We start from the raw sequence: 22,759 nt of genomic DNA, 5'->3' as shown, positions 1-22,759 counted from the left end.
CGGATCGGCGGCGGCCATTGCTCTCCGATCGCAGGCACCGTACCCGCGCCCGGAGCCGGGCGTAACCCCTCGGCTCAGCGCTGGTTTGGGTGACTCTCGCGCTGGTCGGGCTCGTGGTCGTCGTCCGGCCGCTTCGGTACCCGGCAGGAACGCTCCAGCCAGAGCGCGGCGCCGACCAGCGCCAACGACGCCAGCATTCCGCCCGCCGCAGCCGGGCGATCCTCCGTGGCGGCCCGGGTGTTCTCGACGAAGAGCCAACCGGTGAAGCCCGCGTAGAAACCGGCGAAGATGGCCCCGGCCAGCGCCGACGCCTTGGCCAGCACCACGAACCGGGCGACCAGCAACGGGTTGACCGGGTCCCGGCCAGGCTTGCGGTCGATGCGGCTCCGGGTGTTGACGGCGGCGTACGCCTCCAGCACCGCGAGCGCGGCAAGCGTCACCACCGGCAGCCAGGGCAGTTCGGGGATGCTGCTGTAGTAGAAGGAGCTGATCAGCAGCCAGGCCACCGCTGCGGCGCCGAGCGCGGCCACGACAAGGGTCGAGATGCGGGTGGGGCCCATCCGTGACCGGTCCTGGCCGGGCCCGCCCGGTGGTGGGGACTTCGCCTGCGTCATGCCGGCCGGCTCCACTCGGTCATGCCGTCGACTCTATCGCCAGTTCCGGCCGGGGACGCAGTTCCAGCGCGTCGTCGGCGACGGGACCGGCGGTGAGCAGGTCGGTCAGCCAGCCGTGACCGGGCAGCCGCCCGTACGGCTGGATGTCGATCCACGGCCGCAGCACGAACGCGCGCAGGTGCGCCCGGGGGTGCGGCAGGGTCAGTTCCTCCTCGTCGCTGAGCACCGGTTCCCCGTCGTCGTCCCAGACCGCGATCACGTCCACGTCGAGGGTGCGCGGTCCGAACCGCCGCTGCGGGTCACGGACCCGACCTGCCGCGTGCTCCGCGGCCCGCGCCCGCTCCAGCCAGTCGCGGGCGGTGGCGGCGTCGTCCTCGGCAAGCAGCACCGCGTTGAGGTACGCGGGCTGGTCGGCGTCTCCCCACGGGGGAGTCTCGTACACGCCGGAGACCACCAGCACGGCGTCGCCGAGCGTCGCGAGGGCCGTGCGCAGGTGGTCGAGCCGGTCACCAAGGTTGCTGCCGAGGGAGAGCACCGCCCGGGTCACGGGGTACGTCCCCGGGTCATGGTGACGGCCACGTCGGTGAACGTGTGCGGCACCGGCGCCTCCGGCTTGTGCACTGTGACCGTGGCGGTGGTGACCCGCTCGTCGGCCAGGCATACCGCGAGCAGTCGGTCCGCGAGTGTCTCGATCAGGTTGACCGGCTCACCGGTCACCACCGCGACCAGTTGTTCGGCCAACTCGCCGTAGTGGACCGTCGCGGTGACGTCGTCGCTGGCGGCGGCCGGGGCGAGATCCAACTCCAGTACGGCGTCGACCACGAAGTCCTGGCCCTGCGCCCGCTCGAAGTCGTACACCCCGTGCCGGCCACGTGCCCGCAGGCCGGTCAGCTGGATGCGGTCGGTCATCGCTTCCCCTCTCGCCGGCCGGCCATCCGACCGGTCGGTGCCACGACGGCGCGTAGGCGTCGGCGGCACGGGCCGGTCATGCGGGCCGCCCGTTGGTTGCCTGCGTCGCGACGAGTCGCGGGCGGCCGGTGGCGGCCCAGACGGCCAGCGCGTCGGCGGTGGCCCGCACGTCGTGCACTCGTACCCCCCAGGCTCCGGCCGCGACCGCCAGCACGCTGGTGGCGACGGTGGCCGCCTCCCGCTGCTCGATGGGTCGCGGCGTGCCGTCCCCGGCGGCGAGCAGCCGTCCGAGGTAGGACTTACGGCTGGCACCGAAGAGCAGCGGGTACCCGAGCTCCAGCAACTCCGGCAGGCGGGCACTGAGCTCCCAGTTGTGGGTGGCCGTCTTGGCGAAGCCCAGGCCGGGGTCGACGACGATGCGGTCCGCCGCCACCCCCGCGGCGAGCGCCGCGTCGATCCGCTTGCCCAACTCGGCACGGACGTCGGCCACCACGTCGGTGTAGCTGGCCAACTCGCGCATCTGTCGTGAGTGGCCACGCCAGTGCATCAACACCCAGGGGCAGCCGGCGTCCCGGACCACCCGGGCCATGTCGGGGTCGGCCAACCCTCCGGAGACGTCGTTGACCACCGCCGCGCCGGCTGCCAACGCGGCCTCGGCCACCCGGGCGCGGCTGGTGTCGATGCTGACCGGTACGCCGGCCGCGACCAGCTCACGGATGACCGGCAGAACCCGGTCGGCCTCGGTCGCCGCGTCGATCCGCTCGGCACCCGGGCGCGTCGACTCGCCGCCGATGTCGACCAGGTGCGCTCCGGCGTCGCGCAGACGGACGCCATGTCCGACGGCCGCGTCGAGGTCGGCGTACCGTCCGCCGTCGGAGAAGGAGTCCGGCGTGACGTTGAGGACGCCCATCACCACCGGGCCCGGAGCCCGTACCAGATCGGTCACGACTAGACGGTACCGGTCGCGGCGGCGGAGCCCTCCGGCCCGGGTGATCCCCCGAACCACCACCCCTGACGTGCTCATTGGAACAGGTGTACGATCGGTCTTCCGGGCAGAATCAGGCAGCCCCTTCGCGCTTGTCGCAATCCGGGGCGGCCCGTACGCTTTGGAATTGGCCAGCATCGAGATGGCGAAGCCTGGAGGGAGGGCCGAAGCGGGGAAAAACCGCCCAAAGCTCGCCACTCTCCGTGGTGAGTAACGAACACAGGGTCGAGTTCGCTGCGCCCTGTGAGCACATTTCCCGCAGGCTTGGCTACTGCACCGCCGCGGCACGGCCGGCCGCGATATGGGGAGGTTCCAGTGATCGCCTTTGAGCTCATGGAGACGGCGTCGTCCGGCGTCGCCCACGCGCTCTCCACCCTGGCGTCGGCTCCGCTCGCCGAGCCGGCACCGAAGGGGATCGACACCAACGGTGTGGTCACCTTCTTCGCCAGCAAGATCGCGCCGATCCTGCTCGCCGTGCTGGGCGTCATCTTCATCGGCCGCGCCAGCCGGGGCGAGATATCCAAGGTGCTGACGAGCTCCGCCATCGCCATCGTCGGGCTGGCCTTCATCGCAGGCGCGGCCACGCTGTTCTTCGTCGGCGATTACCTGATCGATCTGATCTTCGAATAGGCGCGTTCACCAATGCGGCTGCGCACCGACGACGACATCTACCGGGCCCGCCTGGTCTACCTCGGGCCGCCCGGCTACACCCTTCCGGTCCACCTGCCCTACGCCCAGTACGGGCTGTTCATGCTGCTCGTCCCCCTCTACATGTTCATCCACTGGCTGTTCACCTTGACGGTCGAGCTCTTCCCTGCCTGGGAGATCGCGCTCGCCATCGTGACCACGTCGTTCATCTTCCGGCACGTCGACCCCGATCGGCCGGCGCGAGTGGTCATCCGCACCGCGCTCACCGACTGGCGACGTACCCGGGAGCCGGCGGTCGAACAGCGTGACCCACGCCTGGTCGGCAGCCGGATCAGGATCCGGGAGGAGCTGGCATGACCGGGCGTACGCCGATGGGTTTGTCACACGTTGTGGGTGAGGCTGCCGCATGAGTCGCTCTTCCACGCCGGGTTCCCCGGCCGGCCGCCCGGCCGTGCCGGCTGGTCACCGTACGCAGTCACTCGACTACACCGACGCCGAGGATGAGGTGGCGCTCGATCCCGCGCTGGTGACCTCGCCCGGCCACGGGGCGGTCGGCGTCTTCCAGGCTCCCCGGCCGGTCACCCGCCGTACGCCACCCGCCGAGCCCGCCGAGGTGTCGGCCGGCGAGAACGCCGACATCGACTCACCGTTCCTGGACCTGTTCGGCGCGGCCCGGCCCGGCGCGGCGCGGGCCGTCACGGCCGGCCCCGCCGTTCGGGAGCAGCCGCCAGTTCCGCAGCAGCCCGCCCTGGGGCCGGCGCCCACCCGACCGGCTCAGAGGGTGCCCGATCTGGAAGCGCCGTGGACCCCTGAGGACGAGCCCAACGGCCGCCCGATCGAGCCACGGCGCCGTGATGCCGTTGAGGCGCGACACGGGAATGTCGTTGAGGCGCGGCGCGGAGATGCCGTCCCGGCCGTCGAGTCCCGGGTGCCGCACCAGGCCGGCGACCGACTGCCAATGCTTCGCCCACCGAACGAACCTGCGCCCGCCCCGGGACACGCGCCGGCCTCGACCAGCGCGACAGGTGCCGCCATTGCGACCAACGGATCGACGGCACCGTCCGACAGACCAGCAGCCCTGGCGCCATCGAAGCGGGCGGCGACAGGCCCCGCCGGCGCTGCCGATCGTCCGGCTCTGGAGCGATCCCGGCGGCGCACCCCCGAACCCGACGCGGAGCGACCCGGGTCCGTCAGCACCGAACCGGCAGGGCGGGAGGTCGCGAAGCCCCGACGCCGTGCCGCGAGCCGTACGGACCAGCCGATCCGACCGACACGCGTCCGTGCTCCGAAGATCAAGTTCGGCGATCGGGATCCGTCGGTCGAGCTGGCCATCACCGAGATCGCCGGCCATCTGACCTTCACCCCCAACACGGTCACCGCCTGGTATTGGCTGCCCGAGGTCCGCTGGGCGTTTCGGCCGGACGCGGAGCGCGAGGCGTTGCTGTCGGCGATCTCCGAGCAGTACGCCGGCCTGGCCGGCTTCCGGCTGCACCTACGCCGCACCACGCGTCCCTTCCCCGCCGACGAGTGGGCGCGCACCATCGACGCGCACACCCCGGCACCGCTCGGCGACGTGCCCGGCACCACCGGCTGGGCCGATCACCTGGTCGCCGCCCAACGGCACCTGATGTCGGTCAACCACGCCGAGGGCCAGACCTACCTGGGCGTCACCTTCGCCCGGCGCTCCCTCGGCGACTCGCTCACCGAGCGGCTGCTGCGCACGTTCGGCCGGGGCACCGCCGACGGCGAACGCCGCAAGCTGGGCCGCACCGTCGAACAGTTCGACGAGGTGCTCGGCGCGTTCGGCATGCGCGGCCGGCGGGTCACCGCCCAGGAGCTGGAATGGCTGCTCTACCGCTCGGTCGCGCTGTGCATGTCGCCCCCCGGCCGGCTCTCCCCGGTGACCGACGGGCAATGGGAACGCGGCGACCTGCTAGCCCTCACCGAGCAGGTCGAGCGCTACCGCACCCCGTACGGCTCGACGGTGAAACTGGTCAACCGGATGACCGGCGAGGAACGACACGTCGCGGTGCTCGCCGTCGGCCGGATGGAACCGCTGGAGATCCCCGAGCGGCACGAGCCCTGGCTGCACTTCCACGAGCGGCTGCCCTGGCCCATGGAGATCTCCACGCGGGTCGACATCCTCGGCTCCGGCGACTCGTTCCGTAACCTCGAACACCGGCTGCGAATGATCCGCTCCCAGCAGCTCGACTACGCCGAGCACGGCATCGACGCGCCCCCCGAGCTGGAACGGCTCGCCAAGCGCGCGCTGGTGATCGGCGACGAGATGACCACCGGGCTGCCCGTCGACTCGGCACGCGCCCACGGCTGGCACCGGATCGCCGTCGGCGGCCGGACCAGGGAGGAATGCCTGGAGCGGGCCCGCCGGCTCATCCAGCTCTACTCCCGCGAGCTGCGCATCTCGCTCCAGCACCCGAAGAACCAGGACTGGCTGGCCCGCGAGTTCATCCCCGGCGAGCCGATCGCCAACACCGGCTACGTCCGCCGGATGCCGGTCCCGCTGCTCGCCGCCGCACTCCCGCAGGCCGCGTCCAACGTGGGTGACAGGCGCGGCGACCTGATCGGCCGGACCGCCGGCACCTGCCGCCGCCCGGTCTTCCTCGACCTGCACTTCCCCATGGAGGTCCGCGAACGCTCCGGGCTCGCGGTCTTCGTGGCCGAACCGGGTGGTGGCAAGTCAACACTGCTCGGCGCCCTGGGTTACCTGGCCGCCCGCCGGGGCGTTCAGGTAACCCTGCTCGACCCGTCCGGGCCGCTGGCTCGGCTCTGCGCCATGCCCGAACTGCGGCCGTACTCCCGGGTGTTGAACCTGACCGGCTCGGAGCACGGCACCCTGGCCCCCTACTCGCTCATTCCCACGCCCCTGCGCAGCGAATTCGCAGCTGGGGCGGCCGGTGACCGGGAGTTCGAGATCGCGGTCTCCAACGCCCGCGCCGAGCGGCGGATGCTCGTCCAGGACATCTGCATGATGTTGGTGCCGCCGCAGGTGGCCCGGGAGGCGTCGACCGCCACCCTGTTCCGGCACGCGGTCCGACAGGTCCCCGCCGAGGAGACGTCCACCCTGGACGACGTGGTGAGCTGCCTCGGCCGGCTCGACGACGACGCCGGCAAGGAGCTGGCCAACCTCCTGCTGGACACCGCCGAGATGCCGCTGGCCATGCTCTTCTTCGGCAGGCCGCCGGAGGGCCTGCTCGGTGCCGACGCGGCGCTCACTGTCATCACCATGGCCGGGCTGCGGCTGCCCGACCTCAAGATCGAACGCGAGTACTGGTCGGCGGAGGAGGCACTCGCCCTGCCGATGCTGCACACCGCGCACCGGCTCGCCGTCCGCCGCTGCTACGGCGGGTCGATGTCGTCGCGCAAACTCGTCGGTCTCGACGAGGCGCACTTCATGGAGGGCTGGCGCTCCGGCCGGTCATTCCTCGTCCGGCTCGCCCGCGACTCCCGCAAGTGGAACCTCGCGGCGCTCGTGGCCTCGCAGAACCCCCGCGACATCCTCGGTCTCGACGTGCAGAACCTCGTCTCCACCGTCTTCGTCGGCCGGATCGCCGAGGACGCCGAGATCGCCTCCGAGGCGCTGAGGCTGCTGCGGGTGCCGGTCAACGACGGGTACGAAGCCACACTCGCCTCGCTCTCCGCCGCCGACACGAACTCGGCCAGCCGGCTCGGCTTCCGTGAGTTCGTGATGCGCGACGTCGACGGACGCGTGCAGAAGGTCCGGGTCGACGTCTCGTACGTCGACGGCCTGCTGGAACACCTCGACACGACGCCCGCCGCGATCGCCGCGGCGGCCGGAGTGCTCCCGAGCATCCCCCTGCCGGATCTGGAGGCGTGACATGGCGAGGGCCTGGGCACGGATCGCGTCGTTCCTGCTCGCCCTCGGCGTACTGGCCGGGGCCAGCCTCTCCTGGCCGCTGATCGGCGCGGAGGCTGCCGCCGCCGCACCGCCCGCTGCCACCCAGCCCGTCGCCCAGGCTCGCGCCGACCTGTGTACGACCCCGGAGTGGCAGGCCGACTTCCGGGCCTGTGTCGCAAAGCTCCAGGCGGTCGCGGATGCCGAGATTGCCTGCCGGAAGCCACCCGTGCCGTCCGCCCCGGATTCGGGCCTAGCAGGCTGGTTCGCCTCTCGTCCGGAGTCCTCCAAATTGCCTGGGCCGAATGGCATCTATAGCGAATACGGCTTCGGCGGATACAGCTTCAACACATATGACGTGGAGGGCGGTTGCGCCTCCACCGTTCTCCACCCGGACTACAAGTTCACAACCACAGTCGCAAACGGCGAACTCATGATGGCCACGGCGATCGTGGGCGCCTCGAATGCGTTGCGGGAGCGGGCCTGGGATCCAGGCTCGATGTGGAACTGGGCCGACCCATTGGTCGAGAAGGCCACCAAGGCTGTCTACCAGAAGGTGTTCAGCGTTTTCGGGATCATTACGCTCTGCGTCGTCGGCCTCTACCTGCTCTGGCGCTCCCGCCAGTCGGACATGAGCAATGCGATGACGACGGCCGGCTGGGCGTTACTGGTGATGGTGGCTGTCACCGCGCTCGCCGCTTGGCCTGTCAAGTCGGCGAACATCGCGGACAGTACCTTGATCACCTCACTCGGCGTCGTGCACGACGCCGTAGGACCGGCATCTAGGGACATCCCGGCAGATTGGTGCGTGCTGCCCAACCCGGATGCGTGTGTCGACAAGCGGCCACCAGCCGTTCGGGCCAGCGACACCGCGACCGAGTCAATGCTCTACCGCAACTGGCTGCGTGGTCTGCTCGGCTCGGCGGATAGCGAAACCGCCAAGAAGTACGGGCGGGCACTCTACGACGCCAAGTCTCTCAGCTGGGGCGAGGCGGAATCCATCCGTTCCAACCCGGCCACCCGTGATGTAGTAATCAAGTCCAAGCAAAAACAGTGGATGACGGTCGCGGAACAGATTAAGACTGAAGACCCGGAAGCTTACGAATTTCTCGTTGGCACACGCGACATGGATCGTATCGGCGCTGGCTTCATCGCGGTGCTCGCGGCCTTACTCTTCGCGATGTTCGATCTCACCGCGTCGGTGCTGGTGTTGCTGGGCTTCCTGATCTTCCGGTGGGCGGTGATCGCGGCACCCATCCTGGGCACCGTCGGGCTGCTCCGACCAGCCAGCGCCGGCCTTCGACGGCTGGCGAACGCCGTGGTCGCCGCTGTCTTCAACATCGCCATCTTCGGCACCGGGGCGGCCATCTACCTGTTCGCGGTCGACCTGATCATGAGTACGCCCACCCTGCCCGGCTGGCTCCAGGTGGTCCTGGTCTGGCTCTGCGGAGTGGTCGGTTGGTTGCTGCTGCGGCCGTACCGACGGATCACCCAGCTGGGCGGCAAGGACAGCAGCGAGGCGGTCAGCTCGGCCGGCTCCTGGCACCGCCGGTTCTTCCGGGACATGCGTGTCGCGGCTCGGCTCGACATCGCGGAGCCCGGGGGTACTTCGGAGCCGGTGGGTGGACGCCGGTCGCCGGTCGCGGAGCAGACCCGACTGCGCCCGGAGGCGCGCAGGGAAGATCCGGTGCCGACCTCGGCTGCCCCGCTCGAGGGTCAACGCGCTGGCGGCGCACGGCCCGATGGTCAGGAACGCACTGACGAGACGCCGACAACGGGGACGGGCGGCAAGCGTCGACCGGTTCCGCCTCAGCCTCGACGGCGGCAGCCGGCGACCTGGACCGAGCCGGACGTGCCGGCCGAGAATCCGTCGTTCGTGGTCTACCGCCCAGGCTCCACCGAACGTGCGCCGGACCGCACCGGACCGCGGGTGCGTTCAGAGGCCCGGTGACAGCGATGCGACGTGCCCTGGAGTTCCTCTTCACCCGGGCGCTACGGTCCCGGCTGGGTGTGGCGCTGGTGATCGCGGTGCTCGTCTTCGGCGTGATCGGGGCGGCCCGTCTGGCCTCCGGTCCACTCGATCCGACGGACGGTCTGAGTAGCCGACCGAGCCGACCGATCACCACCGTGGACCCGAAGGCTGGTGACGATGGCGTGCTCGCCACCGAGGCACCGCCGTCACCGGTCACCCCGGTGGGCGCCCGTACTCCTGAGCAGACCGCCGACCGGTTCGCAGCGGCCTGGCTCGGCCGGCCCGGAATGACCGCCGAGGAATGGCACGCTGGGCTGCGGCCGTTATCGACCCCGACGCTGACCGAGAAGCTGGCCGGTGCCGAGCCTGCCGGCGTTCCGGCCGAGAAGGTGACCGGCCCGTCGACGATGCGGGCAGGCACCGAGACGTTCGTCGAGGTGCTTCTGCCACTCGACAACGGCCGACTCCGGCTCGAGCTGGTCATGGCCGACGGCGGCTGGCTGGTCGACGTCCTGGACTGGGAGCGGCAATGACCGCCGGCAGTGCCTCCGCAGCCGTCCGCCGGCCGATACGGATCGGACTGCTCGCCAGCATTCTCACCGGTGTACTGCTCCTGCTCTGCTGCACCGGCGGCACGGCTGCGTTCTTCCTCAGCGGGCTCGGCGGCACAGCAGAGGACGGCGACAGCCTGGCCGGCTGGGGCTGCGGCCCCGTCCGGCCGGTCGACATCACCGGAGAGTTGCCCCGGTTCGCCGAGTACGGCGACACACAGATCCGCAACGCCGCGATCATCATCAAGGTCGGCCAGGACATGGGGGTTCCCTCGCGCGGCTGGGTGATCGCCCTGGCCACCGCCATGCAGGAGTCCGCACTGCGCAATCTCGCGAACTCCGGCGTACCCGAGTCTCTCGCCCTGCCGCACGAGGGTGTGGGCGCCGACCACGACTCGCTCGGCCTTTTCCAGCAACGGCCGGGGTGGGGCACTGTCGCCGAGCGGATGAATCCCGCCTACACGGCTCGGAAGTTCTACGAGAAGCTCGTCAAGGTGCGGAGTTGGCAGCGCCGACCGCTGACCGTGGTGGCGCAGCAGGTCCAGATCAGCGCATATCCGGACGCGTACGCCAAGCACGAGGAGTTGGCCAGCACGATCGTGGATGCCCTGGCCGGTGGTGCGGCCCGCACCGTCGAGATCAACGGCAAGGCGGTCTGCAACGCCGCCGAGCGAGGTGAGATCGCCGCCTCCGGCTGGACCGCACCGATCCCCGGCGACGTCGGCTCCGGCTTCCGGACCACCGAACGGCCCAGCCACAACGGGGTGGACATCGGTGCGGCCAAGGGCACCGATATCCGCGCCGCAGCGGCAGGTCGGGTGCTGGTCGCCCGCTGCGACCCCGACGACCGGGGGCGGCGGAGCTGCGACGTGGACGGATATCCTGGCAAGGGCGGGTGCGGGTGGTTCGTCGACATACTGCATGCCGGCGGCTACATCACCAGGTACTGCCACATGGTGACCCGTCCCCGGGTCGCGCCCGACCAGATCGTGCCGGCGGGCGAGATCATCGGGCAGGTCGGCAGCAGCGGCAACTCGTCCGGCCCGCACCTGCACTTCGAAGTGCACCAGCGCGGCGACCGGTCCAGCCGCGGTGCGATCGACCCGGTTCCGTTCATGCGGCAGCGGGGCGCCCCGCTGCGCGCTGCGGAGTGAGGCGCCACGGGCATGACCGGACCAATGCCGGACCCCTTCGCCGACCAGCCCGACTGGGCACCTCGGCCGCCCCGCCCGCTGACCATCGTCTCCGCGACCGAGCCCGTGGAGCTACGCGGACGGCGGGTCCTGGTGGGCCTGCCGGGTCTGGGTTGGCGAGGCGATCTGCGCGCCGACGACCGGGTGGTGCAGGGTGCCCGCACCTACGTGCCGGTGATCCCCGAGCACGAGTGGTACCGGGCCGAGGCAGACCAGGTCGAGGTGTTCGCGCCGCTGATGCCCGTGGAGCGGGTGTGGGTGGAGACGATCGTCGAGCGGCCCGCGGCGGACAGCACCCGAGAAACCGGCATCCGGCTGGTCTCACTGGACGGCCCGACCCACCCGTCGCCCACCCCCGTCTTCGAGGCGGACGCGGTGACCGGACGCCGGGTCGTGCACGTCGAGGACGGCGTGGAACATCGGGACATGCGGGCGGTCACCGAGACCTACTCGGGCGCCGAGGGCGACATCTGTGTACGGATCACGCCCGAGGTGGAGTGGTACCGCTGGGCCTGGCGCGGCCAGTCACCCACCACCCTGGAAGTCCCGGTCCATCTGCTGTGGATCGAATGATTTCTCTCAGGGCCCTTCGGCCTTACACACCCGCCAGCCTTTTTGGTGCCGTGTCTCAAATCGCCAACGCTGGCGATCACTCTGCGAAATCCCGTCCACGACGGCTGAGAGGATCACGTCGACCTCCACGACGGCGAAATCGCCTTGCCGCTGAAGGACAAATCCCTCCCAACTTGTTGAGATCGTCGCGCTGAAGCGATTTTCGCGCGCAACCAGATCATCCCGAAGCAGCCGCAAATCTTCGATATCCGCGCCGCCCTGACAGACGAACTCGCTTGCTCTCGCGTCGTTGCGGTCTGCCAGGAATGACTGAATGTAGTTGGCTACCGCCACGTCGGGCGTGCTGCGGTCTGGGGTGGCGGCCCTGTTGTACCAGACGAAGCCGGTGATGACAGCACCCATGCCGAGCAGCGCGAGCACCCCTCCGACAACGATGAGCACAGTCCGCAACCGGCGGCGTGGCGGCTCCGGCGCTGGCGCGGCCTGGGCCGGCGGCAGCTGCTCGGACGGTGCCCGCTGGGCCGGTACGCGGGAGACCTGGGAACCGGCGGGGGGCTGCACTGATTCCACCTCCTGACGTTAACGGCTGGACGCTCCGGAGCCAATGCCTCAGATCGAGCGGATCGTGACGGACCGCTGCCCACTGGTGAGATCCGCGACAACACCGGCGCACCGCCGTGGCACCTCCCGGTGGAGCGGCCCTGGCTGGGATACCGTCTCTGCTCGGGAGGGGTTGCCAACCTCGGGCAGAGGGGGTGGACGCGGTGGCCGGTCCGAAGGCACGCACGAACCGCGCCGCAGCGCTGCACCGCCGGGCCGCAGCTGTCGTGACCGCCGCTGCAGGCATCCTCGACGAGACCCGCCCGGCCCCCGCTGACCAGCGTCGCCAGTACGAGTTGGCCGACCGTCTGCGGGTTGTTGCCGAGCGGCTGGCTCCGGGTTGGTCGGGCGCCGCCCTGGATTCGCTGACCGCAGATTCTCCGGCTGGTGACGGCCCGCCTCCGTTCGTGAGGGTGGGTACGGCGGCGCCGTTGGACGACGCCCGTTTCCCCGCGCTGGTGCCGCTGGTCGGAGCCGGACATCTGAGTGTGGACGCCGACGCCCGGGAGCCTCGGGTGGCGGGGCTCCTGCGGGCTGTGCTGTTGCGGCTGCTGGGTGCGGCGCCTGCGGGTTCGCTGCTGGTGCGTGCGGTGGACGCCACGGGTGATGTGCTCAGCCCGTTCGGCGCGCTGGGCGACGCGGGTCTGTTGCCACCGCCGGCCGTGGACGTGGCGGGTGTGCGCGCGGTGCTGACCGAGGCGGAGCAGTGGGTGGCCCCGGGGGCGAGCGGGCGGCGCCGCCACGACCGGACGCTGCTGCTGGTGGTCGCGGTGCTGCCGGAGCTGACCGGCCCGACGGATCTGGCGCGGATCGAGGCGTTGGCGGAGCAGGGTCCGGCCGCTGGATTGCACCTGGTGGTGACGGGTTGGCCTCCGGCCGGCCCGTATGCGGCTCGGGCGCCACTGCCGCGGGCCACTCCGTTGGTGTTGCGCAACGCGTACGCGCTGCTTGGTGATCCGCCGGGGACGTCGTTCGCGAGCCCCGGTGCCGAACCGCCGGGTGGGTTGAACTCGCCTGTCTTCGTCGAGGCGGACCCGCCGGCCGACCTGGTTGACGCGGTGTGCAGGCGGCTGGCCGAGCAGGTGGAGGCGGGTTCCCGGTTGGCGTTGGCGGATCTGCTGCCGGCGACGGGTGAGCGGCTCTGGGAGTCCGACTCGGCCGACGGGTTGACCACGATGGTCGGTGATGCCGGGGGTCGGCCGGTGCCGCTGGGGTTCACGGAGCTGACCCCCCACTGGCTGGTGAGTGGCCGGTCCGAGGCGGGGCGTGCGGCGTTCCTGACCACGGCGTTGCTCGGGCTTGTCGCCCGGTACGGTCCGGACGACCTCGCCCTCTACCTGGCCGATCTCGGGGACGGCGAGTCCTTCGTGGAGTTCCTCCAGACCGAGCGGGACCGGTCCTGGATACCACAGGTGCGGGCGGCGGCGATGGCTGCCGACCGGGAGTACGTGCGGGATCTGCTCGAACAGTTGACGGCCGAGGTGCGGCGCCGGACGGAGGCGGCCGAGCGGGCGGGTGGCCAGCGCTTCGCCGAGTTGCGCCAGCACCAGCCGCTGCCACGGATCGTGTGTGTGGTGGACAATCTGCCGTCGGTCTTCGCCGAGCGTGACCGGCTGGCTGCCGAGGTGGCCGCCCTGTTGGACGGGCTGGCCCGATCCGGTCGGGCGTACGGCGTACACCTGATTCTGGCCGGGGCGGGTGAGCTGGGGTTGAGCGCCCGCTCGGACGGCGGGCACCGGGATTCGGTGCTCGGGCAGTTTCCGGTACGGGTGGCGCTGCCGGGCGGCAGCCCGGTGCTGGAGCCGACGAACGACTCGGCGGCGGGGCTGCCGGTCGGCAGTGCGGTGGTGAACACCGCCGGTGGGCTGGGCGGCCCTCGGGGCGCGATCCGTGGCCACGAGCGGCTGATCCGGCACCCCGATCCGCAGGACCACCCGGAGGTGGTGGAGCGGCTGCGGCACGAACTCTTCGCCGCCCGGCCGGCGGGGTCGGCCCCGCCTGTGGTGTTCGCCGGCTACGCGAGGCCACTGCTGGGCAACGATCCCCGGCACCGGGCCGCACTGGCGGGGCAGGCGCACGGGCCGGCTGCCCTGCTCGGCCGGGCTGTGGACGTGGCCCGCACGACTGTTGCCGTACCGCTGGGGCCCGCGGCCGGCCGTAACCTCGCGGTGCTGGGGTCGGGTCCGGCGGCGGGTGGGCTGCTGGCGACGGCGGCCCGGAGCACCGCGGCCCATCACCCGCCGGGCACGGCGCGGTTCCTGCTGGCGGCACCCGACCCGGGTGCCCGGCCGCTGGTGGAGGCGCTGACGGCCGAGCTTGCCGATCGCCATCCGGCCAGCATTGTCGACCTGCCGACGCTGCTCGCGGATCCGGACGACGAGCTGCCGACGTACCTCGTGGTCTTCGGGTTGGACCGCCCTGGTCCCCGGGAGCTGCCGGCGGACCGGCTGCGCGCCCTGCTGCGGGACGGCCCGCCTGCGGGACGGCACCTGTTGGGCTGGTGGCGGGCGGTGCCGCCGTTCGCCGCGCTGCTGGAGCCGGACGGCGAGGTGGACAAGCTCGCCGCCGTAGCGGTGCTGGATGTGCCGGCCGCGCAGCTCGCGGCTGTCTTCGGCCGGCCGGTGGAGTGGCGGACGCGCCCCGACCGGGTGACGCTCTGGGATGGTCCGGGCGATCGGGGCACGGTACTGGTGCCGTTCGCCGACGAGGCGTGGTGATCCGGCGGTGCGCGCGGGAGGTGCGGGGATGAGCGCGGAGGCGACGGTGACCGGGCCGGTCCGGCAGCGGACGGCCGGGCCGGACGATGCGCGGTCGGGCGCGGAGCCCGCCAACGCGTGGTCGGAGTACCTGGCGGCGGCACGTCAGCTGGACGGGGTGCGGCGCGGCGCGGCAGCGGCAGCCGGCGAGCAGGCCCGCTCGGCGGAGGCCGCCCGGGAAGAGCTGACGGTGGTCCGCGCTGGGCTGGCGAGTCAGCAGGAGCGGCTGCGGGAGCTGGGCGTACCGGCGATCTCGCTGGTGCCGTCGCCGCCGGAGCTGACCGAGGCGGCCCGGTCGATGGCCGGCGGCCCGGCGGCCGTGTTGGCGGCGCTGCGGGCGGCGCGGGGCCGGGCCGAGGCGGCGGACGCGGCGCTGGCCGCCCGCCGTGGGTTCCGGCCGGGTTCCTGGCCCGCGCGGGCGCGCAACCTTCTGGTGTACGGGCCACTTGCGCTGCTCGTTCCGCTGATCCAGGTGATCGTGTACGCGTCGACCGGTGCGGGTGCGGCAAGTGTGGCGGCGCTGATCTGCGGGCTGCCGATGCCGGCGGTCGCGTTCGTCGCCGGTTGGGTGGGCGTCGGGCGGTTGTTCCGCGCCGGCCCGGGTGAGCGGCTGGATCGCACTGTGCGCTTCGGCGCGCTTGTCTGCCTGGTGCCGGCGGTGCTGGTGACGGCGGTTCTGCTGCTGGCCCTGCTGGCCGGCTGACCCACCGCGAACAGCGGAGTTGGTCGGCCGACCAGCAGCGTACGGATCAGCGGGGGATGATCAGCGCCATCGCCTCGGCCCGCGACTTGGAGTCCGACTGCAGGATGCCGCGTACCGCCGAGGTGATGGTCTGGGCACCGGACTTCTGGATGCCACGCATCGCCATGCACATGTGCTCGCACTCCAGCACCACGACGACGCCCCGGGGTGCGAGCTTGCTCATCAGCAGGTCGGCGACCTGGGAGGTGAGGCGTTCCTGCACCTGCGGACGGCGGGCGAAGACCTCGACCAGCCGGGCCAGCTTGGACAGGCCGGTGATCCGCCCGTCCGGGCCGGGGATGTAGCCGATGTGCGCGCTGCCGCGGAACGGCAGCAGGTGGTGCTCGCAGAGGCTCATCACGTCGATGTCCCGGACGATCACGAGTTCTTCGTGGTTGGCCTCGAATGTGGTGCTGAGGACCTGCGCCGGGTCGACCCGAAGACCGGCGAACAGCTCGGCGTACGCGCGGGCGACCCGGGCCGGGGTCTGTTGGAGCCCGTCACGATCCGGGTCCTCGCCGACCGCGATCAGGATTTCCCGGACTGCCTTCTCGATCCGGCCGAGGTCGATGGCCTCCTCGACCGGGCGGCCGCTGAGCCTGCCGCTGATCAGTCGGGCGGCCACGTAGTCCAGGGCGTCGTCACCGTCGGGTTCGGTCGCGGAGACGGCCAGCTCCCTGTTCGGGGAGCTGGCCGTCGGGTCGTTGCTCAGTGCGTACCGTCCGAGTTGTTGGACGGTGTGCCGCCACCAACGGACGCCTGCGCGCCGTCGGCCTGGGCCTGCGCCTTGAGCGCGTCCTTTTCCGCGGGGGTGAGCACGGGCGGCTCGGTGGAGGGCTGGCGCTTGCCGAAGCCGTTGTACGGCGCCAGCGGCGGGCGCTTGACCACCCGGGAGCAGATCCGCGCCATGTCGGCCGTGGAGAGGGTTTCCTTCTCCATCAGCTCGAGCACGATGTTGTCCAGGACGTCCCGGTATTCCACCAGGATCTCCCACGCCTCGTCGTGCGCCAGCTCGACCAACGCCCGCATCTCGCCGTCGATCTCGGCGGCCACGGAGTCCGAGTAGTCCCGCTCGTGGCCCATGTTGCGGCCGAGGAACGGCTCGTCCCCGCTGGTGCCGTACTTGATCGCACCGAGCTTCGAGCTCATGCCGTACTGGGTGATCATCGCGCGGGCCAGTTGGGTGGCCTTCTCGATGTCGTTGCCAGCGCCGGTGGTGGGCTCGTGGAAGACGAGTTCCTCAGCGGCCCGGCCGCCCAGCGCGTACGCCAGGGTGTCGATCATTTCGGCCCGGGTCTGGGTGTACTTGTCTTCGGTCGGCAGCACCAGGGTGTGGCCCAGCGAGCGGCCACGGGACAGGATCGTCACCTTGTGCACCGGCGCGGCGTGCGGCAGCGCCCAGGCGACAAGCGCGTGCCCACCCTCGTGGTACGCGGTGATCTTCTTTTCCTGGTCGCTCATCACCCGGGTCCGTCGCTGCGGACCGGCGATCACGCGGTCGATCGACTCTTCCAGCGAGTCGTTGGTGATCGCCCGCTGGTCCTTACGGGCGGTGAGCAGAGCCGACTCGTTGATCACGTTGGCCAGGTCGGCACCGCTGAAGCCCGGGGTACGCCGTGCCACCGCGTCGAGGTCGACGTCGGGGGCGAACGGCTTGCCCTTGGCGTGCACCCGCAGGATGGCCTTGCGGCCCTCCATGTCGGGGGCGTCCACCGGGATCTGCCGGTCGAATCGACCGGGGCGCAGCAGCGCCGGGTCGAGGATGTCCGGCCGGTTGGTGGCCGCGATCAGGATGACCCCGCCCTTGGTGTCGAAGCCGTCCATCTCGACGAGCAGCTGATTGAGCGTCTGCTCGCGCTCGTCGTGACCGCCGCCCATGCCGGCGCCACGGTGCCGGCCGACGGCGTCGATCTCGTCGACGAAGACGATCGCCGGGGCGTTCGCCTTGGCCTGCTCGAAGAGGTCACGGACCCGGCTGGCACCGACACCGACGAACATCTCGACGAAATCGGAGCCCGAGATGGAGTAGAACGGCACCCCGGCCTCGCCGGCGACCGCGCGGGCCAGCAGCGTCTTACCGGTTCCGGGCGGGCCGAACAGCAGCACGCCCTTCGGGATCTTGGCGCCCAGGGCCTGGTACTTCGCCGGGTTCTGCAGGAAGTCCTTGATCTCGTGCAGTTCCTCGACGGCTTCCTCGGCACCCGCGACGTCCGCGAAGGTCGTCTTCGGAGTGTCCTTGGTGATCATCTTCGCCTTGGACTTGCCGAAGTTGAGCACCCGGGAGCCGCCGCCCTGCATCTGCGACATGAAGAACAGCAGCAGGAGCACGAGTAGCGCGATGGGCAGCAGGTTGACCAGCAGGCTCACCCAGATGCTGTCCGACGAGACCTCGACGTCGGCAGGGCCGGTGACCCGGTTGGCCGCCTTGGCGTCCAACACCTCGTTCCAGATCTGGTCGCCAGCCTGATACGGGAACTGGGCCTCGATCTTGTCGGTCTCGGTCTTACCGAACTTCGTCTTCTCGGCCAGGTCGAGCTGGAGCGTCTGCTCCTTGTCCTGGAAGACGACTTTATTGATCTTCGCGGTATGGAGCTGGTCGAGCGCAACGGAAGTGTCCACGCGGTGGTAGCTGGGACCACTGGTGAACAGCTGACTGAGCACAACGGCGCCGAGGATGACCAGGATGATCCAGACCACCGGTCGGCGGAAGAAACGCGTACGTTCCATACTGTTGTCGAGCGCCAAGGCGCCCGCATCCTCCTGATCGACGTCCTGACCGTCTGATTGGTGTCGCCGCGTGAGCGGCCGCCGGAGCCGCCGTGCGGGCCGGCCTCGACCCCGAAGCGCGAAAACTGCCGCGCCGCGGTCATTCGACGGTACACCGTGTACGCGACGAGTGAGCTCGCGAGCCCCGCACTCGGTGCACCGTCGCCATCGACGGCGGGCACCATGGGCGGCCTCGCCAGCCCCAAACCGAGGTCGTACGGCGGGTCCCGGGCAGAAACCGGCGTGGCGGAAATTCCGGCCCGACCACCCGAACGCCCGGTCACGCGGTCGAGGGGGCGGGCGCGAGGGTACTTTTCACGCCACCGGGCTCCACGGTAACCGGAAGAACTGAGAGCGCGCTGAACGTCGGCTTGACGAACACCGATGCGAGTTGCGCTCACGACCCAGGTGGACCGGGCCGGCCGACCTCAGGACCGGGCGTAGACCTCGGGCTTGAGCACCCCGACGTACGGCAGCTCGCGGTAGCGCTCACCGAAGTCCAGGCCGTACCCGACCACGAACTCGGTGGGGATGTCGAAACCGACGTACTTCACCGGGACCGGCACCTTGACCGCATCCGGCTTGCGGAACAGCGCGACCACCTCGACGCTCGCCGCCGAGCGCGACTCCAGGTAGCGCAGCAGCCAGGAGAGCGTCAGCCCGGAGTCGACGATGTCCTCGACGACAACGACGTGCCGGCCGGCGATGTCCCGGTCGAGGTCCTTGAGGATGCGGACCACACCGGAAGAGGTGGTGCCCTGGCCATAGGAGGAGATGGCCATGAAGTCGAGTTCGGCCGGGGGGCCGTTGCGGCCCAACGCCCGGGCGAAGTCCGCCATGAACATCACCGCACCCTTGAGCACGCAGACCAGCAGCAGTCCGTCACCCACGTGGGCGTAGTCGGCGGAGACCTGCTTGGCCAGCTCCGCCGTCTTCTCGCGGATCTGCGCCTCGGAGATGATCACGTGGTCGATGTCGGCGTCGTACCAGGAGCCGTCAGCCATGCCTCCTAGCCTGCCGTACGTCGCATGGCCTCCGTCGGCGGGGCCGCACCTTTCGGCGCGGTCCCGCCCGGGATTTTCAGGTCAAAAGCCCTCAAAGGCATCAGCTGGTACGGGACTGCCACCGGCGGCCGTCCTCAGTGGGCTTCCAGTCGGCCGAGTCGCGGCTGTCCGCGGTGAGGCCGGCCGCCGAGGCGGCGACGAGCAGGGCGAGGAACAGGAGGAAGAACAGGAACTCCATGGCGGCGCTCACTTTCGCGTGTTTGCTGTCGGTTTCGCCGCCGGTGCGCACCGGGCTGAGACCAGTCTGCGACGGCTCGCGCCTACCGAACAGTGGCAGTCATGACACTGATCATCGATTTACTGCCACCCGTCGGGTTACCCTCGTCACATGCTCAGATCCGTTGCCGTCCTCGTCCTGGACCAGGTCGCCCCCTTCGAGCTCGGAGTGCTCGCAGAGGTGTTCGGCACCGACCGCACCGCCGACGGCTTCCCCGCGTACCGCTTCGACGTGTGCGGCCCGAACGGCGCCCCCGTACGCACCTCGGCCGGGTTCCACCTCACCCCGAACGCCGACCTCGGTCCGCTTGAGGACGCCGACCTGGTGGCCGTACCGGCGCACGCCCAGGGCACGACCGTTCCGGGCCCGGTCCTGGACGCGCTCCGGCGAGCCGACGCACGCGGAGCGCACCTGTTCAGCGTCTGCTCCGGAGCCTTCCTGCTCGGCGAGGCCGGGCTGCTCGACGACCGCGAGTGCACCACCCACTGGCGGTACGTCGACGAGCTTCAGGACCGCCACCCGCGTGCCCGGGTCCGCTGCAACTCGCTCTACGTCCAGGACGGCCGCCTGTTGACAAGCGCCGGCACCGCGGCCGGTATCGACGCCTGCCTGCACCTGGTCCGCCAGGAGCACGGCTCGGCCACCGCGACCCGCCTGGCCCGCCGGATGGTGGTGCCGCCGCACCGCGACGGCGGGCAGTCGCAGTACGTCGAGGCGCCGATCCCGAGGGTGCCCGAGGCGCCGACCCTGGAGCCGGTGCTGGAGTGGCTCATGGGGCATCTGGATCGCCCCATCACCGTCGAGGAGTTGGCCGCGCGCGCCGGCATGGCGCCGCGTACGTTCGCCCGCCGGTTCCGCGCCGAAACCGGCACCACCCCGCACGACTGGCTCACCAATCAGCGGGTGCTGCTCGCCCGACGGCTGCTGGAGGAGACCCCGCTGAGCGTGGAGGCGGTGGCCGACCGGGCAGGCTTCGGCGACGCGGCGGCGCTGCGCCACCACTTCAACCGCCGCGTCGGCGCCACCCCGCACAGCTACCGGACGACCTTCCGGGACCGCGTGCACACCGTCTGACGCAGGCCGGCTCGTGACGCACGAACGAGTCAGGTGGGGTCGACCGGCGCCAGCCGGCCGGCGCGGCGCAGCACCCGGATCCCTCCGGGCAGGTCGACAGGCCCCTGACCGTGCCACTCGGTGACCAGGGCGTCCAACGCGTTGACATGCCCGTAGGACAAAGCAGCCGGCAGGGCGCCCAACTCCCGCGCCCAGGTGTGCAGCACCCGGCCACGCACGGCGGGCACCAGGCCCGCCAACGCCGCCACGGAGAGCCCTCCATCGGCACACCGGGCCGCCGCCAGCGCCGCCACCGCCAACCCGTCGAGAGCGGCGTTGTCCGCCGCCACCAACCGGGCGGTACGCGCGAGGTTGTCCACCACGCCCGGCCCGAGCGCGCGTACCAGCGCCGGCAGCAGGTCGGCGCGGACCCTTGAGCGGGCGTACGACGGGTCGGTGTTGTGCGGGTCCTGCCACATGTCGAGGCCGAGCGCGGCACAGGCGGCGCGGGTCTGCTCCCGGCTGATCTCCAGCAGCGGGCGCAGCAGCGGCACCCCGGCCAGGTCCCGTCGAGCCGGCATTCCGGCCAGCCCGCGCGGGCCGGCTCCCCGCGCCAGCGCAAGCAGCACGGTCTCCGCCTGGTCGTCCCGGGTGTGACCGGTGAGCAGCGCGGCAGCCCCGTGCTGGCGAGCCGCCTCCGTCAATGCCTGGTAGCGGGCCTCCCGGGCCGCCGCCTCGGGGCCGCCCGGACGCCCTGCCACCTCCACCCGGGCCACCTCCACCGGAGCGAAGCCGACCTCACGTGCCCAGACAGCCACTGCCTCCGCCCGCTGCGCCGAGCCGGCCTGCAGGCCGTGGTCGACGGTCACCAGCCCCGCAGACCGGCCCAGCCGGGGTACCACGAAGGCGGTCGCCGCAGCCAGGGCGAGCGAGTCGGCACCACCGGAACAGGCCACCAGCACAGGACCACCGGGCGGCAGGCCGTTCAGCGCGCGGCGGACGACCACCCGGATCGCGGCCACCGGCGGGGCGAGCGCGGCCACCTGCGGACGGTCAGCCAGCGGCCGGGATGTGGCCGGCCGGGCCGTGCACCCGCGCCACCCAGGCGTCCGGATCGCCAAGCTCGGACAACCGGGGCAGGGTGAGCGGAGAGTTGAAGATCGAGTTGAAGCCCTCCATGCCGACCCGCTCGACCACGCCGTGCACGAACTTGCGGCCCTCGGCGTACTGGCGCATCTTGACGTCCACCCCGAGCAGCCGGCGGATCGCCTTCTCCAGCGGGTTGCCCGCCTCGCGACGCCTGTTGAACGACGCCCGGATCCGCTCCACGCTCGGGATCACCTGCGGGCCGACGCCGTCCATCACGAACTCGGCGTGCCCCTCCAGCAGGGTCATCAGCGCGGTGAGCCGGTCCAGCACGGCCCGCTGCGCCGGGGTCTGGACAATGTCCAGCACGCTGGTACGGCTCTCCGGATCGCGGACCGCCTCGGACAGCGTCGCCACGCCACGCCGCAGCCGCTCGACCAGGTGCTCGCCGCCGTTGGACGAGGCGTCCACGAACGCCTGCACCTCGCCCAGGAAGTAGGCACGCATCCACGGCACGGCGGTGAACTGGGTGCGGTGGGTGACCTCGTGCAGGCACACCCAGAGCCGGAAGTCGCGCGGATCGGCGCCGAGCTTGCGCTCCACCTCGACGATGTTCGGCGCGACAAGCAGCAGTTGGCCCGGGTCGGCGGAGAAGACCTCGTACTGGCCGAGGACCCGGCCGGACAGGTAGGCAAGCACCGTGCCGGCCTGCACACCGGTCAGACGGGACCCGATCGCCTCGGTCAGCACGCCGGGCTGCTTGTCGCCGGAGAGGCGGCTGACCAGCGGAGTGATCACCTCACGTAGCCCGGCGATGTTCGTGGCCGCCCAGTCCCGGCGGTCCACCACCCGGACCGGCGGATGGGCCACCTGCGCCCGTAGCCCCGTGTAGTCGGCCACGTGTCCGGCCGCCTCGTCGGTAAGCCGACGCAGGTCGCCGACCACGTCGGTCGCCTCGGCGTACGACACCCGAGGGCCCGACTTGCTCAACGCCCCCGCGGTGGCGGCGGCCAGATCCCAGTCCACGAACTGCGCCATGGACCCACCGTACCCGCGCCCCGACACCTCGGCCCGGGGTCGCGTCGGCGATAGACACCGGTCGCGGGCTTCCGCGCTCGACGTTCGCGGGCGTCAGGAGCGACGGTGGAGGCTCCCG

Annotated in this window: 21 protein-coding genes; 10 read left to right on the top strand and 11 right to left on the bottom strand. The window is 71.2% G+C overall.

Features of this window, described 5'->3' with window-relative positions; translation table 11 throughout:
* Nucleotides 1–74: 74 nt before the first annotated feature.
* The 4 genes from F4558_RS28325 to folP all read right to left on the bottom strand — a co-directional run bounded on the left by F4558_RS28325 (nucleotide 75) and on the right by folP (nucleotide 2,469).
* The gene (locus F4558_RS28325; RefSeq protein ID WP_053655058.1) at nucleotides 75–614 is read right to left on the bottom strand and encodes a DUF3180 domain-containing protein; all 540 of its coding nucleotides are present in this window, start codon (nucleotides 612–614) and stop codon (nucleotides 75–77) included.
* 19 nt (nucleotides 615–633) lie between these two features.
* Nucleotides 634–1,161: a 2-amino-4-hydroxy-6-hydroxymethyldihydropteridine diphosphokinase gene (gene folK / locus F4558_RS28320; RefSeq protein ID WP_053654776.1), complete on the bottom strand. Its 528-nt coding sequence runs from the start codon at nucleotides 1,159–1,161 to the stop codon at nucleotides 634–636.
* Nucleotides 1,158–1,523: a dihydroneopterin aldolase gene (gene folB / locus F4558_RS28315; RefSeq protein WP_053654778.1), complete on the bottom strand. Its 366-nt coding sequence runs from the start codon at nucleotides 1,521–1,523 to the stop codon at nucleotides 1,158–1,160. Before folB ends, folK begins: the two co-directional genes overlap by 4 nt.
* 76 nt (nucleotides 1,524–1,599) lie before the next feature.
* Nucleotides 1,600–2,469, bottom strand: coding sequence for a dihydropteroate synthase (gene folP / locus F4558_RS28310; protein ID WP_053655060.1), 870 nt, complete (start codon nucleotides 2,467–2,469; stop codon nucleotides 1,600–1,602).
* Nucleotides 2,470–2,823: 354 nt separating this feature from the next.
* Here folP and F4558_RS28305 point away from each other — a divergent pair, with 354 nt between their 5' ends.
* Genes F4558_RS28305 through F4558_RS28275 form a run of 7 tightly spaced genes read left to right on the top strand, consistent with a single transcriptional unit; the run spans nucleotide 2,824 to nucleotide 11,319 of the window.
* Nucleotides 2,824–3,138, top strand: coding sequence for a hypothetical protein (locus tag F4558_RS28305; protein WP_053654780.1), 315 nt, complete (start codon nucleotides 2,824–2,826; stop codon nucleotides 3,136–3,138).
* Nucleotides 3,139–3,150: 12 nt separating this feature from the next.
* Complete coding sequence (locus F4558_RS28300; protein ID WP_053654782.1) at nucleotides 3,151–3,513, top strand: hypothetical protein; 363 nt, start codon at nucleotides 3,151–3,153, stop codon at nucleotides 3,511–3,513.
* 49 nt (nucleotides 3,514–3,562) lie between these two features.
* Complete coding sequence (locus F4558_RS28295; protein ID WP_167946732.1) at nucleotides 3,563–7,012, top strand: ATP-binding protein; 3,450 nt, start codon at nucleotides 3,563–3,565, stop codon at nucleotides 7,010–7,012.
* Between the two features lies 1 nt (nucleotide 7,013).
* The gene (locus F4558_RS28290; RefSeq protein WP_167946730.1) at nucleotides 7,014–8,981 is read left to right on the top strand and encodes an MFS transporter; all 1,968 of its coding nucleotides are present in this window, start codon (nucleotides 7,014–7,016) and stop codon (nucleotides 8,979–8,981) included.
* A complete protein-coding gene (locus tag F4558_RS28285) occupies nucleotides 8,978–9,535 on the top strand; it encodes a hypothetical protein (RefSeq protein ID WP_167946728.1) in 558 nt (185 codons plus the stop codon). Before F4558_RS28290 ends, F4558_RS28285 begins: the two co-directional genes overlap by 4 nt.
* Nucleotides 9,532–10,707, top strand: a complete 1,176-nt coding sequence (locus F4558_RS28280) for a M23 family metallopeptidase (protein WP_167946726.1) — start codon at nucleotides 9,532–9,534, stop codon at nucleotides 10,705–10,707. Before F4558_RS28285 ends, F4558_RS28280 begins: the two co-directional genes overlap by 4 nt.
* 12 nt (nucleotides 10,708–10,719) lie before the next feature.
* Nucleotides 10,720–11,319, top strand: a complete 600-nt coding sequence (locus tag F4558_RS28275; RefSeq protein ID WP_053654794.1) for a hypothetical protein — start codon at nucleotides 10,720–10,722, stop codon at nucleotides 11,317–11,319.
* A gap of 6 nt (nucleotides 11,320–11,325) precedes the next feature.
* Here the strand turns inward: F4558_RS28275 and F4558_RS28270 are convergent, their stop codons facing one another.
* Nucleotides 11,326–11,880, bottom strand: coding sequence for a hypothetical protein (locus F4558_RS28270; RefSeq protein WP_167947715.1), 555 nt, complete (start codon nucleotides 11,878–11,880; stop codon nucleotides 11,326–11,328).
* Nucleotides 11,881–12,074: 194 nt separating this feature from the next.
* Between F4558_RS28270 and F4558_RS28265 the strand changes: the two genes are divergently transcribed.
* Both F4558_RS28265 and F4558_RS28260 read left to right on the top strand, forming a co-directional pair.
* Entirely contained in the window at nucleotides 12,075–14,636 is a 2,562-nt protein-coding gene (locus F4558_RS28265; RefSeq protein WP_167946724.1) for an FtsK/SpoIIIE domain-containing protein, read from the top strand.
* Nucleotides 14,637–14,664: 28 nt separating this feature from the next.
* On the top strand, nucleotides 14,665–15,378 hold the full coding sequence (locus tag F4558_RS28260) for a hypothetical protein (protein WP_053654799.1): 714 nt from the start codon (nucleotides 14,665–14,667) through the stop codon (nucleotides 15,376–15,378).
* Between the two features lie 46 nt (nucleotides 15,379–15,424).
* On the opposite strand, the gene folE is transcribed toward F4558_RS28260, so the two are convergent.
* From folE to F4558_RS28240, 4 genes are all read right to left on the bottom strand, one after another.
* A complete protein-coding gene (folE, locus tag F4558_RS28255) occupies nucleotides 15,425–16,090 on the bottom strand; it encodes a GTP cyclohydrolase I FolE (protein WP_053655062.1) in 666 nt (221 codons plus the stop codon).
* A gap of 35 nt (nucleotides 16,091–16,125) precedes the next feature.
* Nucleotides 16,126–18,144 (bottom strand): ATP-dependent zinc metalloprotease FtsH, encoded by a 2,019-nt coding sequence (gene ftsH / locus F4558_RS28250; protein WP_053654801.1) that lies wholly within the window; start codon nucleotides 18,142–18,144, stop codon nucleotides 16,126–16,128.
* A gap of 467 nt (nucleotides 18,145–18,611) precedes the next feature.
* Nucleotides 18,612–19,187: a hypoxanthine phosphoribosyltransferase gene (hpt, locus tag F4558_RS28245; RefSeq protein ID WP_030328005.1), complete on the bottom strand. Its 576-nt coding sequence runs from the start codon at nucleotides 19,185–19,187 to the stop codon at nucleotides 18,612–18,614.
* A gap of 100 nt (nucleotides 19,188–19,287) precedes the next feature.
* Nucleotides 19,288–19,437 (bottom strand): hypothetical protein, encoded by a 150-nt coding sequence (locus tag F4558_RS28240; protein WP_157552414.1) that lies wholly within the window; start codon nucleotides 19,435–19,437, stop codon nucleotides 19,288–19,290.
* A 138-nt stretch (nucleotides 19,438–19,575) separates the two neighbouring features.
* Between F4558_RS28240 and F4558_RS28235 the strand changes: the two genes are divergently transcribed.
* A complete protein-coding gene (locus F4558_RS28235) occupies nucleotides 19,576–20,538 on the top strand; it encodes a GlxA family transcriptional regulator (protein WP_053654805.1) in 963 nt (320 codons plus the stop codon).
* Between the two features lie 29 nt (nucleotides 20,539–20,567).
* Here F4558_RS28235 and tilS read toward each other — a convergent pair whose 3' ends face one another.
* Together tilS and F4558_RS28225 are read right to left on the bottom strand one after the other, a co-directional pair.
* Nucleotides 20,568–21,560, bottom strand: coding sequence for a tRNA lysidine(34) synthetase TilS (gene tilS / locus F4558_RS28230; RefSeq protein WP_053655064.1), 993 nt, complete (start codon nucleotides 21,558–21,560; stop codon nucleotides 20,568–20,570).
* A 10-nt stretch (nucleotides 21,561–21,570) separates the two neighbouring features.
* On the bottom strand, nucleotides 21,571–22,641 hold the full coding sequence (locus F4558_RS28225) for an Rv3626c family coenzyme F420 biosynthesis-associated protein (protein WP_053654806.1): 1,071 nt from the start codon (nucleotides 22,639–22,641) through the stop codon (nucleotides 21,571–21,573).
* Nucleotides 22,642–22,759 lie beyond the last annotated feature (118 nt).

This window comes from Micromonospora profundi (genome assembly GCF_011927785.1).
Taxonomy (GTDB): Bacteria; Actinomycetota; Actinomycetes; order Mycobacteriales; family Micromonosporaceae; genus Micromonospora; species Micromonospora profundi.
The sequence above is the reverse complement of the archived record's forward strand: the minus strand, read 5'-3'. Positions and strand labels throughout refer to the sequence as shown.

Excerpts from the sequence above, each read along its gene's own strand:
- F4558_RS28325 (WP_053655058.1), bottom strand. The coding sequence starts at position 614 with ATGACGCAGGCGAAGTCCCCACCACCGGGCGGGCCCGGCCAGGACCGG.
- folB (WP_053654778.1), bottom strand. The coding sequence starts at position 1,523 with ATGACCGACCGCATCCAGCTGACCGGCCTGCGGGCACGTGGCCGGCAC.
- F4558_RS28300 (WP_053654782.1), top strand. The coding sequence starts at position 3,151 with ATGCGGCTGCGCACCGACGACGACATCTACCGGGCCCGCCTGGTCTAC.
- F4558_RS28295 (WP_167946732.1), top strand. The coding sequence starts at position 3,563 with ATGAGTCGCTCTTCCACGCCGGGTTCCCCGGCCGGCCGCCCGGCCGTG.
- F4558_RS28290 (WP_167946730.1), top strand. The coding sequence starts at position 7,014 with ATGGCGAGGGCCTGGGCACGGATCGCGTCGTTCCTGCTCGCCCTCGGC.
- F4558_RS28280 (WP_167946726.1), top strand. The coding sequence starts at position 9,532 with ATGACCGCCGGCAGTGCCTCCGCAGCCGTCCGCCGGCCGATACGGATC.
- F4558_RS28275 (WP_053654794.1), top strand. The coding sequence starts at position 10,720 with ATGACCGGACCAATGCCGGACCCCTTCGCCGACCAGCCCGACTGGGCA.
- F4558_RS28260 (WP_053654799.1), top strand. The coding sequence starts at position 14,665 with ATGAGCGCGGAGGCGACGGTGACCGGGCCGGTCCGGCAGCGGACGGCC.
- ftsH (WP_053654801.1), bottom strand. The coding sequence starts at position 18,144 with ATGGAACGTACGCGTTTCTTCCGCCGACCGGTGGTCTGGATCATCCTG.
- hpt (WP_030328005.1), bottom strand. The coding sequence starts at position 19,187 with ATGGCTGACGGCTCCTGGTACGACGCCGACATCGACCACGTGATCATC.
- F4558_RS28235 (WP_053654805.1), top strand. The coding sequence starts at position 19,576 with ATGCTCAGATCCGTTGCCGTCCTCGTCCTGGACCAGGTCGCCCCCTTC.
- F4558_RS28225 (WP_053654806.1), bottom strand. The coding sequence starts at position 22,641 with ATGGCGCAGTTCGTGGACTGGGATCTGGCCGCCGCCACCGCGGGGGCG.